A 14,432-nucleotide genomic window follows, 5' to 3' on the forward strand; every position below is an offset into this window, starting at 1 on the left:
ACGATCCCGCAGCGGAAAACGTGCAGGTTAATCCGAAAACTTGGACAATTCCTTTTAGTGACCGGTCCAATGTTCAAGCAACTATCAACCGGTAGGAGGCTTGGGGGCCGCAACGCAGAAGACGAGATTTGTTGTCAACTCGCGTTCTTCGATATCGGGGATCGTCTTGCGGATTCTGCCGAGGACTCCTGGCGTCAGACGCGACAAGGTGGAGGGCGAAGACGGGATTTCTTGCCAGGTTTCGATGTCGAAGTATTTTTCGGTGACTGATCGGATTTCGTCAAGGCGAACCCGGTTCAAATGAGTTCTTACATAGTCGTCCTCTGGGGCGTTAACGGCAAATTCAATATGGTTCCAATCGTAAAGCCGCAGATGCTCAGGATTGTCGGTATCCAGCTGCTCCGGCCACGCCGGGTTTCCGTGATGCCCGTTCCAGCAATAGTAGTTGTGGTGGGTATAAATGAGCTTCGCATCTTTTTTGCAGAGCGTGGCGAGCTCTTTGAACACCTGCTCGAGCTGGATCAGGTGTTCCGTTACATTGTGCAGCGAAATAGCGTGAAACGTGCTGTCAATGTGCAGGTCTTCCAACTTGCCCTGGATAAGATTGATCGCGGGAAGCGAAGCGCTGATTTCCCGCGGTGTCACCCCCAGGTTTGCAACGCTTCGGGTGCGTTTGTTCCGCGCCTTTGTGCTGTCAAGCTGCATCACAGGATCCAGGCCTGTGTAGGATTTGGCACCGGCAATCAAAAAACCCATGCCATAGCCGCCGAAACCGCAGCCGACATCGAGAACCGCCCCGCCGCGGATATGGGGCTGGATGCGCTTGGGCCAGGTGATGTAATCGAGTTCCACCGATGCGCTGATCAGATGCGGGTCATAGTTTCTCAAGGCTGCCTGCAGATCACCGGCATGCTTGAAATAGGCGATTGCTGCTGCTGTTGTGTCGTCGTTCCAGCGGTTTCCAGGATCCAATTCGGCCAGCGTCGCAGCGGCGGCAAGCAGTTTGCTGTCTGGTCCGTCCTGCCGCGCTTTGAGATAGCCGGAGTTCAGTGTTTCCAGTGCTTGGGCGGCTGCCTTTGTGTTCAGTGCATCGTCAATCTGGGAACGTGTGCTCAAAGCACCAAAGTTTTTTGGGTCCTGCTCAAGAGCTTCGTCCGCCAGTTCTGACGCCAGCTCCAATTCACCACGGATCAAGGCGACCCGGGCCTTCAGCGCTAGTGCGCCAGGGTGCCGGGGGCGGAATTCCAAGAACGCATTCAAGTGAGTTTCAGCCGCAGCTGTGTCCCCGGCTTCCAGTTCGAGGCGGGCCAGATGAAAAGAGGCCACGCTTTTGGGTTTCTGAGCGGCAAGCGGCACCAGTATACGGCGGGCTTCCTCCCACTCCTGGCGCTGCATGGCCCCGATCGCCCGCGGCAGATCCGCTTGCGAGCCGTCTGCAGGTTGTGCGGGGTGAATAGTTCCTGATTGCATTGGCAGTCAGCCTCCTCAGCGTTGAAACTAGCCGGCTATACGGTGAGGGCCGCGCGGGGCCGGGTCTCACTGTGAGCCCTCAAAGAGCATATTGTGCAAACACTTGCTTGATCCTAGCTCAGGCAAGTGTCTGATAGATGTCTCTGCATTCAGCGGGTTTTGCTTCCCATCGCCTTCAGAACCCTGCCTGCGCGCCGCATCAAGGACTCGTTTCTGGCAGGAGGGCGCGTGCCTGTACGGGCGTGTTGAGTGCCGCCCTTGGCAGGAACAAGGACGCTGGGAGCTGCACTGTCCAATTCAATCTGGCCGTTGCGGACCAGGTCACCCGTTTCCAGGATCCGCAGCGAAAGGGGGCCTTTGCTGCTATTTAGAAACGCGGGCAGCACCGGAATGCGGAAGGCGTGCCGCTCCAGTCCCGGCGTGCGGCGGCCCAAGTTAGGATCATGATAGCCTGCTGGACCTGCAAATACGGGTACTGAGCCTTGCAAGACCACAATATGAAGCGTTTCTTCCGGACTGTTCTTGTCCCAAGCCCAGCCTTGCAGCCATTCGTTTTCCTGCCAGCGCCCATCGGCGGGCAGGGTCAGGAATGAACGCACATCCCGCGGATCGCTGGCGGTCTTTTCGTTCCAAACAAGCGGAGATTTCTCTGCAAGCAGCAGTTCGCTGCGGGTCTGCATCGCCAAGCGTTCCAGTTCGGGCCGGTCTGTTTCCTGGGCAAGCCGCAACAGCTCGGTTACGGTTTGCACTGAGGTATTGCCGGAAACCGGAGCAACCGCAACTGGCTGAGGCTGTTGTTGCGGCGCGTCCTGCGGGCGGGCAGGGAGATGCTTTGCCGCTTCTTCCAGATGCGGGAGCGAGGCAGCTAGGGCCTTGTTTTCAAGTGCAGCCGTTGCGGAAGCACCCTCGGTTTGCAGGCTGAATACCTTTTGCAGTGTCTCTTTAGTCAGGACAGGCTTCCGCGAGGAAAGCGCATAGGTGTTGCTGGCAAGTTTGCTAACACGAAGAAACTGATTTCCCGTCCTCGTTTCGCCGTCGAACAGGCACCAGTTAAGAGCGTAGGCCGTACCGGTTTCCCAGCTTTCGGGGATCCTGTAGCAGTATAGGGTGAGGTGATCCTTCCCGTCCGGGCTCAGATGTTCTTCCACCAGTTCAATCGGCTGATCAGCGTCACGCGCTATGAGACGGCGGCTGCCAGCACCCCGTGCAAACAGCCAAAGCGTGTTGGTCTCTTCATCAAGCCCAGCCACCAGCTTCCGTTTCAGCGCATCCCGGATTTCTTCCCGGTTCCAGTCAGCCGGTGTCAGCCACAGCGGGCTCTCCGCGGGGCGTCCTCCATCGCGAAGGGAATTGCTGCCGACGGACCGGTTGCTGCCGTTGACCATATGCAGAGCGCTCAGCAGAAATTTCCGCTGGGCCAACCCTGACTCATCAAGCAGTGGTTTGGATTTGAGGTAGGCATACACAGTATCGTCTGCCATCGCCTGCGCTTCTTCCAGCGCCTGCGGCCAATCAAGCAGCTCTTCGGGGCAGACCAGAAGATCGTCATTGAACTGCACAGCAGCCCGGGTGACAAACTCGTGCAGGATCCCCCGTTGAACGTCGTAGGGCTCGAATTGACCGACCTTGTCATAGGTGGTGCGCAGCATGGCGAAAACCTCTGGCCCGTAGGCGCGCGGGGACAGCAGCTGCGAGGCCACATCGCTGCCTGCTGGCAGTCCCCGGAGATCTCCTGCGGCACTGAAGAAGCTGGTGAACAGGCTGGCCGGCCGGTGTTCCAGCGCCGTGCGGGCAGCAGCAAGGAAGCCCGGAGCCGGCCTCACAGAGGCTCCATGCGCGATTACGATGGCGTCTGCCCCTGGCAGGTTCGCCAGCGCATGCAGCGTGCTGCCAGCTGCCTGACCGATACAGGAAAGCTCGATTACTTCGTGTCCGGCATCCTGCAGGGTAGTCTTCGCCTTGGCAACGGCACTTTGCAGTTTCGCGTCGTTGTAGGCGAGGGCCACGCTGTCAGGGCGTTCACTCAGCAAGGCTTGTGTCAGGGCTTCCACGTCATCGCCGTTGCGCAACAGCACAGCATAACGGATCGTGTCGACGGGCTGGCCGGGCGCGTCAATTTCAGCTGTAATGGCTGAAATAGCTTGCCGTGCGCCGAGCTGTTCGATCTGTTCACCGAGATAGGCGTGGAAGCCATACCAGACCTGCAGGTTCTCATCATTGGAGAACCCCGGCCTTGCGATACGCTGGCCGTGTTCCAACACCTGTTCCAACCGGTCCGCGAGCGCTGTGGAAATAGGCTCAACCAAGCAACTGGCGTGGTCCCTTTGGTCAATCAGTTCAGCGGTGCCGCCAACATCGGTCGCAATGAATGGAATGTTGCATTCCAGCGTTTCATAGACTGCCATAGTGGAGTTTTCGATCAGCGACGGCATCACTGCGATCATATCGCGCGAACACATGTGGCTGAGCGCTTCAGGCTGGTTCTTATCGGTGATGTAGGAAACCGGGAAATCCCAATCCCGCGCCTTTTCCTCGATATAATCCTGCACCTTCATACCGCCCTGAGTGGCCAGGGCGCCACCCCATTTCCCCATGAACGTCACGCTGGACGGAGAGATCTGGCGCTCGCGCAGAATATCGAGCGCGTTGCACATCAGTTCGACACCTTTGCGCCCTTCCAAGCGGCCAAAAAAGATCAGTTCACGTGATTTTACAACGTCACCCGGCTGGCGCGGCGGGCGCTGATCGGTGACTGGCACCTTGGAAAAATCCACGATGTTGGGCTGCACGAAAACATTGGCATCCGGTATCCGGTAGCCGATTTGCTCCATGAAGGTGATCAGATGGGCGGAGCCCCCAATGACTGCGTCGGCCAGTTCTACACACTTTTGTTCCGCATAGGCGGCAAGGACCAGATCGCGCCGCTCAATCGGCTGCATCTGGTAGTGGCGGTTCCAGATGTGCGGCGAAGAGGTTTTTACCAGGAAAAGCGTATCCTGAAAGGCAAGGCCCAGGCGCTTGGCCATCAGCGCATAGAACATGCCCCCGCGCCATTCCGATGTATGAACCACATCAAACCGTTCCTGATCTCTCAGCCATTGGTAGGCAGCGGCGTACCGGGGCTGCCAGTTCGGAGCACTGCTCCAGGCTGAATCGCTTGGAATATCGAGGTAGTGCAGAGTGACCCCGAAAGCGGCGAAATGCTCTACCCAGTGTTCAGGTGTTTCATCCTGAACCACGGGTCCTTTTAGGAACAGAACATGCACCTCATGCCCATGCGCAGCCAGCCCCTTGGACAGGTGGTAATAGGTAGAGGCAATACCGCCATTACGGACCGGTCCGATGATTTCTTCGGTAACAATGCAAACGCGGAGCTTGTGGTTCGAACTGCTCAGGCCGAGTGACGAAATCGCAGGGAAGCTCTTGGTCTTAAAATTGTCGATCTGCATGAAATCTCCATGTGTTTCGATGCTGTCGTCTGCTGCCTCTGACCGTCCCTCAGAGACGGATGCCCGAACAGGCATGGTAGAGCTTCAGCATTGGAACTTTCAAAAAGGGAATACGTTCTGCGGTTTTGCGGCCAGCGCTCACGAGCAAGGGGGCCAGCCTGCGCTTGCGGCGGCTGCCCTTCCTTGCCAGTCCGCTTACCACCTCGCCATAGAATGGCGTGCGGATCAGCGCCTGCCAGTAGTGCTGCGCTTCGGGGACCGCATGGCCCAGCCAGGGTTTGAAGTCCCGGTCGGCGTAATGAGTGATCCAAGGGCTGCGGCGGGCCGCCATTGCTTGCACATGGTTGTTTCTCGGTACTCGGGCATAGGCCTGCTCCGGCGCGTTGAAGACGTTCCACCGTGCATCAAGAAGGCAAACCTTGTCCTTGAAATACACATTCAGGATGTCCTGATCCCTGAATAGATACCGGCGCTCGCTGGCCATCCGGCGGAGCTTGCCGCCTATCGCTTCGGGGTTCTTCATTGCAGCGAAATCGAACAGCAGAACCCCTGCATTAAAATACCGCCCGATCTCAGCTTCTGTTAATCCAAGAGTTTCCCGCTGGTACTTGGTCAGATCCGGGACTTCGGGATCGATTGTTCTGGTCGGGCCGGACAAGGTGCGCGTCATAATCCAGTCGGGAACAGCAGCGATTTCTGCTGAACCCATATCTGCATCAAACAGTTTGCCGATGTCAGCCCTGACGATGAGGTCCGCATCCAGGTAAAGCAGGCGATTGAGCTCAGGAAACAGCGACGGGAGCAGGAACCTGTTGTAAGTGGCATTGGAAGGTGCGCGTGATGCAGACCGGTAACTGGATTCGAAAATGCCATTGGCATTGATCGGGTGAAAGCTGGTGCCTGGCCGCTCATCCATCATTGCCTGCAAGAGCGACAGGTCGCAATTGTCGATATTCGAATGCAGGAAGAAGAAATTCAGCGGCCGCGACGGGTCTGCATGATCCAGTACCGAGCGCAGCATTGCAGCTGCGTGGGGAAGGTAAGCCCGGTCTGCCGAACAGGCAATATTAACGGCGCTTTGCTCCTGGCAGTCAGCAGGTACCAAGAACGGGGACACCGCCGCGCGGCTGAGGTTCAGGACCGACACTTCCTTGATGCGTGCCGACGGGTTTGTCTTGGCTTCGTGGTGGGCAAAAACGGTTAGCAGCCGTTCCGACAGGAACCCGGGATATCGAGCCTGGTAAGGGCTGTAGGTGTCACGGTTTACAGGAGCGGCCTCAACTTTGAAAAGAATGTCGAACAGCCAGCTGCAATACCTGTCGAGTACAGGCTTGGCCATGAGTGCCAGATTGCCCAGCCGCACCTCGTAGCCGGATGCCACGGCATCCAGGCTGGCGGAATATTCCGGGTGGTCGCGCCGGATTATGCGGCACATCTCTTCCCAGTCCTGCGCATTGTGGCCGGACCGGTAGTTTTCTTCTACTGTTTTGCCCATCCGGTGCGGCCGCGGCAGCACGATGTCCCAATTCGCACCTTCCTGCATGATCCACTCTTCGGCCTCACGGCACCAGGCACGCGTGTCGAATTCGTTCGGAAATGTCTCCACCGGACCGGATGAAACGCGGCCCGAAAAATCCAGCAGCCGACGGTAGTGCATCAGTCCGGTCAGGTTATTTCCCGAATGGTTCTTCCAAGCCCAGTAGAGTACGGTAAGTTCGCACCAGGTTTCGTTTTTTTCCGAGATGTTAATGCCGGTTTCGTCGCCGATCATTCCGGGGATCGGAGACCGGGTCAGCGCCCTGCCTGCCTGAACAGGGAGCACGCAGGTGCTCTGAAGGCGCGGGGCAGGTTTATGATAGGCGACATAAAGGGCCGTTTTCATCAGGTGTCAGCCCCAGCGCTCCGGCGCGCATAATAGGCGCGTGTGCTTCGAATTCCTTCGACCAATGGGGTGAACTCCCCCCCGAGCAGCACCGCAGTATCTTCGCGTGACGCGATGACATCCCGGGGTTCGGTTTTCAGAAGTTCTTCGGCTGGAATTTTCGTGTAGCTCAGCGTCTTGCCGGTTGCAGCCTCAATCGCACTGACAACATCCATCAACGAAGTTGAAACTCCGGCGCCCAACGTGTTCACGCGGGACGTTTCTGCGCCGTTTTGAACCCTCAACGCCTGGGTAGCAATGCCACGGCCGACATCCCCGGCATAAATGAAGTCGCGCCGCTGCTCGCCGTCGCCGTTAATAAACACATCCGTTTCTTCCAGGGCCGCGCGGGTGAAGGCGTGGATGGCGCTTTTTTTGTTTTCGGAATAGCAGCCATAAACGTTAGTCATCCGGATAACCGAGAATGTGCCGCCGCGCAGCTCGACCAGCTTTTCCAGAATCATTTCTTCAGCTGCCTTTGTGGCGCCGTAGAAATTCTTGGGACAGTATGCGGAGGTGTTGCGGACCTCGAAGGTGCCGTCGAAGAGAGCACCAGCCGTTGAGATCAAGATGAAATGGTCGCCGGGTTTCACGGCCTCCAGAACGAAACCGGCCGGCTGGCTGATATTTGCTTCAATGAAATCAAGGGGTCTGTCCTTGGATTCAGCGACCCGGGTCTCTCCAGCCAGGAACACAAAGATGCGGCCGTTGAACTCTTGCTTGTCCAGTTCATCCAAAAATTCTTTGGCGCCTGGCTCCTCGTAGCCGCCGCAAAAGGCTGGAACGTCGATTGTTTCATGGCCCGGTGCCGCATTGGACATGTTGTCGATCACAGCGGGGGACAGCCCGGCGAATTCAGGGCCGTTCTGGACAACATCCAGGATGTTGCGGCCCACGAAACCATAGCCGCCAATCAGGATAAATGCAGAGCTGTTCTTCATGAAAAATCCTTTCGTCTGAGGGTTGCGTACCCGCAATCGCTGCGCGATAAAAGGCGAAATTATTGATGGCGTGCTTCTAATACCAGGGGCTGCAGCGGTGCTTCGGTCCTGTGGACGGGCGTTGAAAACAAAAAATCCGTTCAGGGGTGAAGCAGAGCAGTGCCGGGCATCAGTTTTGATTTGTCTGTAATTCTCACGGCGCACGATGAAACGCTGGTCTGCGGGCCAACGATCAGGGCAGCTGATGATGCGATCCGTGCTGCCGAAGCCAAGGGATATTCAGTTGAGCGCCTTGTCGCGCTGGACAATGCGACTGAAGAAACCTGCCAGTGGTTCTCGCAGCCTCAACTTCTGAATTGGCGGAAAATCAGTTTCGAAGAGGGTGACCTGGGAAGGGTGCGCAATGCCGCCGTGCGTTTGGCAAAGGGGTGCAGCATTGCCTTCCTGGATGCTGATGACCTTTTTTCGGAAAACTGGCTCAGCAACGGGATGGACCGCTTGCGCCAAGCGGAGCGGGCAGGGCACCGGGTGATCGTGCACCCTGAACTCAACTGGCTCTTTGACGGGGCGCATTCGGTGTTCTTGAAGCCAGACCAGACAGACCCTTTGTTCTCGCCGTATCACTTCTATTGCATGAATTACTACGACAGCCTGTGCCTTGCTCCGCGCGAGGCACATTTGGAGTTTCAATATTCTGCACGTGATATTCCGGCGGGGCTGTCGTTTCAGGACTGGCAGTTTTCTATCGAAACAATGGCGGGCGGCTGGCTGCACCTGAACGCGCCTGACACAATCATCTTCAAGCGGCGGCGCGACGCGTCTCTGGTTACTGAGAGCCGTGCGCGCAAGGCAGTTGTCCGGCAGCTGGAGCCAATGGCCGTGGACCGGGTTGCAGACCTTGGCGCTTGCGGTCAGGTTGCACTTCCTCCGGAAAGCCCGCACGTGCCCCCAGGTCAGCAGCTTGAGCAGGTTCCGCATTACGGCGCTGCATTTGCAGCGCGGGTGGAACGTGCCCGGGCGCACAAGGGGAGAATTTCTTGGCGCGACCGGCGGGCTTACAAGGTTATACGGGCCAAGTTTGACTACGCTTTCTACCTTGCTTCTTACCCGGACATTGCCGCTCTCGAAAACTTTGACCCGGTAGCGCATTATGTCCGAGCCGGCTGGAAAGAAGGCCGTAATCCGGCTCCTTGGTTTTCCACCAAAGCCTACCTGAAAAGCTATCCGGATGTGGCCCGCAGCGGGATGAACCCGTTTTTGCACTGGCTGGAAAAAGGCGAGCATGAGGGATATGTGCCCCGCCCGGTAACTGCGTTCGGCACAATTGCCGAGATGCTCGGCTGTTCCGCAGGGGATGCATTTAAATTGTGGAGGTCCCGGTACGGCGGGCTCCGCCAGCGGCTGGAGTTTGGAGAGCTGGGTGCACAGGTGGCGCGTGCCGCTCAGCACGAACCCTTGGTTGAACAAGGGTGGATGCAGGCTCTGCAGGTTAAGATTCCGCCGTTCCACACGGATGCAGTATCGGAACGCACGGCGGCGATGTGGCGCTTGAATGGCGCTGCAGGCCACCGGCGCGCGCGCCATGTGATTTGCGTGAACCGTCCGCGTTTCGGTGCTGCGCCGCGCTTCGAAGGCCATATTGCCAGGGCGCTGGCAGACGGCGATGCGAACGAAGTGCTGGTCATCCTGACGGATCAATCCGGAACCATGCCAGAAGGCAAGCTGCCGCCGGGCGTTCGCGTGGTGGACTTCGCAGCACTGACGTCCGGTTTAAAAAAGGGGGCACGGCTGCGGGTTCTGGTGGAGTTTTTGCGGGCTCTGCATCCGGAATGTGTCTTCAATGTGAATTCCCGGCTTCTTTGGGATGCGATGACCCCTTTCGGAACAGCGCTCGCGTCTTCGGCACGCCTGTTTGCCTGCCTGTTCTGCAACGAGCAAACCCCGTATGGATATTGGACGGGGTATCCGCTTCGGCGTGTCTATCCGCATTTCCAGAAACTGGCGGGAATTCTCACGGACAGCCAGTTCCTGGCCAGCGAACTTTGTGAACGCTTTATGCTGCCGCGCCAGTTGGCTGAGCGGGTGCATGTTCTGCCGAGTCCGGCAGACAGCTCGATCCCGGCCGCGCCAGCGCCGCCATCCGGCACGGGCCGGCGTCCCCAGATCTTTTGGGGCGGGCGGATGGATCCGCAAAAGAGAGCCGGGTTGGTATATGAGATTGCCCGCAGCCTGCCGGAAGCGGACTTCCGGATGTGGGGTTCCAGTGTGCTGGAAGGAGGGCCGCCACTTCCGGATCGCCCTGCCAATGTATGCCTGGAAGGGGAATATGAGCATTTTGCCAGCCTGCCGCTGGGGGAAGCCGACGTGTGGCTCTATACCTCCGCGTGGGATGGGGTGCCAGTGCAACTGCTGGAGGCTGGCATGACGGGCATTCCGCTTGTGGGGGCGGATGCCGGCGGGACACGGGAAGTGCTGCGTCCCGGGCTGTCTTATTGCCTGCCCGCGGATGCGCCTGCTGATCAATGGGCCGCCGTCCTTCGGAAAGTCCTGGCTGATCCCGCGAAGGCGCGCGCAAATGCGCTGCAATTGCGCGACGCTCTGTTACAGGAGCGGACAGAGGCCTCACACGCATTGGCGCTTGCCAAGGCAATATCAACACCGCTGTCAGCCGAGTGCGGGCAGACGTCTGGTGCTGACTTGGAGGAAGACCACGGCAAGGCGGCCGCCCTGCCGGAGAGTTCATTCAGGCAGCTCCAGCAGTAAAAAGTGCTCCAGTTTCAAATGCGCATTTCCGCTTGCGGAAAAAATCTAAGCGGTATTAATCTTCACTCAAAACAATCATAAGGCGAATTTTGGATGAAAGTTCTCATTCTTGGAGGAGACGGGTTCTGCGGTTGGCCGACCAGTCTCTATCTTTCAAACCGTGGGCATGACGTTGTTATCGTTGACAACCTTTCCCGCCGGAAAATCGACGTAGAGCTTGAGGTTGAAAGCCTCACCCCCATCCGGCCGATCGGCGAGCGCCTGCGTGTCTGGAAAGAGCTGACCGGCAAAACGATCCGCTTTGAAAACCTGACGGTGGGGCAGGATTATGAACGGCTGCTCACTCTGATCCGTGAAGAGCGGCCGGATGCCGTAATCCACTTTGCGGAACAGCGGGCTGCGCCTTACTCCATGAAAAGCGCGGCGCACAAACGCTATACAGTCTCAAACAACCTCAATGCGACCAACGATGTTCTGGCGGCTCTGGTCGAGGCTGGTTCGGATGCCCATCTGATCCATCTCGGGACCATGGGGGTCTATGGATATGGCACCGCCGGGATTGAGATCCCGGAGGGTTATTTGAATGTGAAAATCGAAACTCCTTCGGGCGACATCGAACAGGACATCCTGTACCCGCCGAACCCGGGGTCGATTTACCACATGACCAAATGCCAGGATCAGCTCCTGTTCGCCTTCTACAACAAGAATGACGGTGTCAGGGTCACCGACCTGCACCAGGGTATCGTGTGGGGAACGCAAACGCCGGAGACCAAGCTGGACGAACGGCTGATCAACCGTTTCGACTACGACGGAGACTACGGCACGGTTCTGAACCGCTTCATCATGCAAGCGGCGGTCAATTATCCTGTCACTGTGCACGGGACAGGCGGTCAGACGCGCGCCTTCATCCATATCCAGGACACCTGCCGCTGTATTGAACTGGTACTGGAAAGCCCGCCAGAGGATGGTGAACGTGTCCGGATCCTGAACCAGATGACGGAGACACACCGTGTTCGCGACCTGGCTCAAATGCTTCGCACCATGATGGGAGCTGAAATTTCCTATCTCGAAAACCCGCGGAACGAAATGGCAGAGAATGAGCTGAAAGTGAACAACGAAGGCTTCATGTATCTTGGCCTTGAGCCCGTCAGGCTGAAAGAAAACTTGATGGAAGAAGTGCGCGAGATCGCTCAGAAGTACGCTACGCGCTGCGACACATCCAAAATCCCTTGTGTATCGCTTTGGAAGTAAACACCGGTAAGGAGACACAGCGGCTGACCCCCAAGGGACCCTTCTGGGCCTTTCCGGCAGCTGACTTCTTATAAGCATAGACGGCGGCCGGGCGGATTGCTTCTCCCGGCCGCCTCCTTGCTCGTAACTGCCGCTGTAGGCATCAGACCTAAGCCTCTCCTCGGCTGGCTTGAACTGCTACCGGTTGTTTGTGGCGCGCCAGAACAGAAAAGGGTGATTTGATATGTATTCAGTGATTGCGGCGGGGGTCGTCGGCAGCTCGTTTGTAGAAAAACTTGACCTTCCCAACCTAGTGCTTAGCCAACGCCAGAGCGGCGCACCGGGCATGCTGTCATATATGGAACGGGCAATGCTGGCTGCTCTGACCAGCAAGCTGTACCGCGGTGATGGGGCCATCATCGACGGCGGCAGCTTCTTTGGATCTTCCCTGGTTGCCAGTGCTTCTGGTCTCCAAACCAACCCGGACTTTGCCAGAATGGATTTCTCGGGTTTTCCCGATGCCAGGCCTCTGCACGGTTACGAACTGGGGTTCCTGCCTGCGCCTGCCAGCGACAAGATCGACAAAAACAGGGTCTTCCATGGCACACCCTACGTTCTCGGGGAGAGCTTTGTTCCCATTTTGGAAAAGAACGTAGACCCCTACAGAGACCTGATCTCGCTTCACATCGGTGACTTGAACGAAGAAGTGTGGGAGGGCGCTCCTATCGAGATAGCGTTCATAGATGTCTGCAAAACCATGCGCTTGAACGCCCATGTCTCGAAACAGTTTTACCCCTCGATGATCGGTGGGAACTCTGTATTGATCAATCAGGACTTCTTCTTTGACCGGCTGCCCTGGATCAAGGTCACGATGGGCTACCTCAGGGATTACTACCGCTGGGAGGGCCAGGTCTTCACGTCATCAATTTATACCAGCATCAAGGACGTACCGCAGGAAGTAGCTGACTATGATCCTTTCACCCAAGGCAGCTACGAAGAATGCTTGGCATATCACGACGCTGTTGCCTTCCCGGGTATTGAGCGCAAGTACGAGTATTTCCTGGAGTTGTCGCGCGGCTACCTGATGGCACTGAAGGACCGCAAGAATGACGCTCTGGAACACTTGCGTGCCGTGGCCGATAGATACGAGGATCTGCTGGCGGATGAGCACACCGATCGGGGCAATCAATTCCGTATGGACCGGGCAGTGCGCCAAATCACCAATGGCAATATTTTCAAAGTGTCCTGATTGGTGCTGGGACGCCTGATTTGGTTGTGTAGTTCTTCCTGAGGGAGCCAGTCTTCCAAGCCGGTATCTGGTTAAACTGCCGCTTGGCATGATTTCGGAGCCGCTTGAGATCTTTGCCAAACTGCACAACCAGGCATCAGGCAGGGCGTCGCAGGTTTCCGGCTGGCTGACGGGGGACAATTGAAACCGCCAAAATTCGCGCAGTTTTCCAGCCTTACTTAAAAATCAACGCTATAGGAGAACAAAACGCCAGCGGAGTTTTCGTAGCTGCCGCTCGTCTTTTCGCGTTTGTATGCCAGCTCCACATACAGGCTGTCAAAAAAAGTCTTGCCCACAGACGCGGTGGCAAAGCGGTTGCTGCCATTGGCAATTTCGGATGTGTCGCTGCTGTTGCCGATGTCCTGCACGCCGCCGCCAAGTGTGGCGACCCAGTCGGCGCCGAAATAATATGCGGCGTTCGCCATCAAGGTTTCCTGATCAAAGGTCACGCCGTCGTCTTGCGAGTTGTCCAGGCTGACCAGTTCGGCGAACACTTCCAGCTCATTGCCGTTGGCAAGCTCGAACAGCTTGCTGGCGCCAGCGGCAAAGCCGGTTTCCGTTGCCTCTCCCGGAAGCCCGCCCTCTTGCGAGCGGTAAGTGATGTTGTAGCGGGAATCCTCGATGCCAAAGGCATCTTCGCCTTCCAGCCAGATGTTGTAGGAATTCAGGCCGCCAGTGTTGCTCAGCCCGCCGTCTGTACGGGACGCAAGCCGCTCACCGCGCAAAAAGCTCTTGGCGAGGAAACTGGTATCCAGCTGAAAGGCGCTGGCGCCTAGGATGTGTTCACCGCCCAAAGCATCCTCGAAGGAGTAGTAAACACCTGCTCCAAGCCGCTCAGTCAATTCGTAGCCGTCGTGATAGCCCGCACCGTAGAGCTCTCCGGCCACGTCATCAAAACCTATTCCGAACACCGGGTTGAACTTGCCGCCGAAGACACCAACGCTGTCAATCTCTGCATTCAGGTACAACTCTTCAAAATAGAAATCGTAGTCGTTCGGAAATGTTCCCTCACCTTTCACCGATGTGCCAAGCAAGGTGCCAACCAGCAAGACGTTCTCGTTCAAATAAAACTCGAGATCCAGCGTAGCTGTGTATTCGTCTTCCTGATCTTCCGGATCATCACTGTCGTTGTGGAGATATTCCAATGTCAGTTCAGCCAGAAAGGGCGCGGCTGGATCATAGCTTTCGTCTTCTGGCCCGTCTGCTCCATCCAGAAGAACCAGACGGTTTTCTTCGGCCCAGCCACCCGCAGGCACCGCAAGCGCCAAGGCGCACGCCGCGCATGTCACAACAATGGATTTCATTTCCTTGCGGTCCTCCTGAGGTCCTGCCCGGTCCGTGCTCAAGATACTGCCCAAAGCAGAGCATCC

Annotated in this window: 8 protein-coding genes; 3 read left to right on the forward strand and 5 right to left on the reverse strand. The window is 57.2% G+C overall.

Annotation, left to right across the window (positions count from 1 at the left end):
• Window positions 1-84: 84 nt before the first annotated feature.
• The 4 genes from RA24_RS02970 to RA24_RS21675 all read right to left on the reverse strand — a co-directional run bounded on the left by RA24_RS02970 (window position 85) and on the right by RA24_RS21675 (window position 7,781).
• Window positions 85-1,470, reverse strand: coding sequence for a methyltransferase domain-containing protein (locus tag RA24_RS02970; protein WP_082020312.1), 1,386 nt, complete (start codon window positions 1,468-1,470; stop codon window positions 85-87).
• 149 nt (window positions 1,471-1,619) lie between these two features.
• Entirely contained in the window at window positions 1,620-4,919 is a 3,300-nt protein-coding gene (locus RA24_RS02975) for a glycosyltransferase family 4 protein (RefSeq protein WP_052269516.1), read from the reverse strand.
• A gap of 49 nt (window positions 4,920-4,968) precedes the next feature.
• Window positions 4,969-6,801, reverse strand: coding sequence for a DUF4422 domain-containing protein (locus RA24_RS02980; RefSeq protein ID WP_039189660.1), 1,833 nt, complete (start codon window positions 6,799-6,801; stop codon window positions 4,969-4,971).
• Window positions 6,801-7,781 (reverse strand): NAD-dependent epimerase/dehydratase family protein, encoded by a 981-nt coding sequence (locus RA24_RS21675; RefSeq protein WP_052269517.1) that lies wholly within the window; start codon window positions 7,779-7,781, stop codon window positions 6,801-6,803. The genes RA24_RS02980 and RA24_RS21675 overlap by 1 nt, the downstream gene beginning before the upstream one ends.
• A 159-nt stretch (window positions 7,782-7,940) precedes the next feature.
• Here RA24_RS21675 and RA24_RS02990 point away from each other — a divergent pair, with 159 nt between their 5' ends.
• From RA24_RS02990 to RA24_RS03000, 3 genes are all read left to right on the forward strand, one after another.
• Complete coding sequence (locus RA24_RS02990; RefSeq protein ID WP_039189662.1) at window positions 7,941-10,544, forward strand: glycosyltransferase; 2,604 nt, start codon at window positions 7,941-7,943, stop codon at window positions 10,542-10,544.
• Between the two features lie 93 nt (window positions 10,545-10,637).
• A complete protein-coding gene (locus tag RA24_RS02995) occupies window positions 10,638-11,795 on the forward strand; it encodes an NAD-dependent epimerase/dehydratase family protein (RefSeq protein ID WP_019294673.1) in 1,158 nt (385 codons plus the stop codon).
• Between the two features lie 223 nt (window positions 11,796-12,018).
• A complete protein-coding gene (locus RA24_RS03000) occupies window positions 12,019-13,023 on the forward strand; it encodes a hypothetical protein (RefSeq protein ID WP_152612800.1) in 1,005 nt (334 codons plus the stop codon).
• Window positions 13,024-13,241: 218 nt separating this feature from the next.
• On the opposite strand, the gene RA24_RS03005 is transcribed toward RA24_RS03000, so the two are convergent.
• Window positions 13,242-14,366: a hypothetical protein gene (locus RA24_RS03005; RefSeq protein WP_039189665.1), complete on the reverse strand. Its 1,125-nt coding sequence runs from the start codon at window positions 14,364-14,366 to the stop codon at window positions 13,242-13,244.
• Window positions 14,367-14,432: the final 66 nt, after the last annotated feature.

The organism is Leisingera sp. ANG-M6, from assembly GCF_000813905.1.
Taxonomy (GTDB): domain Bacteria; phylum Pseudomonadota; class Alphaproteobacteria; order Rhodobacterales; family Rhodobacteraceae; genus Leisingera.

Excerpts from the sequence above, each read along its gene's own strand:
- RA24_RS03005 (WP_039189665.1), bottom strand. The coding sequence starts at position 14,366 with ATGAAATCCATTGTTGTGACATGCGCGGCGTGCGCCTTGGCGCTTGCG.
- RA24_RS02975 (WP_052269516.1), bottom strand. The coding sequence starts at position 4,919 with ATGCAGATCGACAATTTTAAGACCAAGAGCTTCCCTGCGATTTCGTCA.
- RA24_RS02995 (WP_019294673.1), top strand. The coding sequence starts at position 10,638 with ATGAAAGTTCTCATTCTTGGAGGAGACGGGTTCTGCGGTTGGCCGACC.
- RA24_RS02970 (WP_082020312.1), bottom strand. The coding sequence starts at position 1,470 with ATGCAATCAGGAACTATTCACCCCGCACAACCTGCAGACGGCTCGCAA.
- RA24_RS02980 (WP_039189660.1), bottom strand. The coding sequence starts at position 6,801 with ATGAAAACGGCCCTTTATGTCGCCTATCATAAACCTGCCCCGCGCCTT.
- RA24_RS03000 (WP_152612800.1), top strand. The coding sequence starts at position 12,019 with ATGTATTCAGTGATTGCGGCGGGGGTCGTCGGCAGCTCGTTTGTAGAA.
- RA24_RS21675 (WP_052269517.1), bottom strand. The coding sequence starts at position 7,781 with ATGAAGAACAGCTCTGCATTTATCCTGATTGGCGGCTATGGTTTCGTG.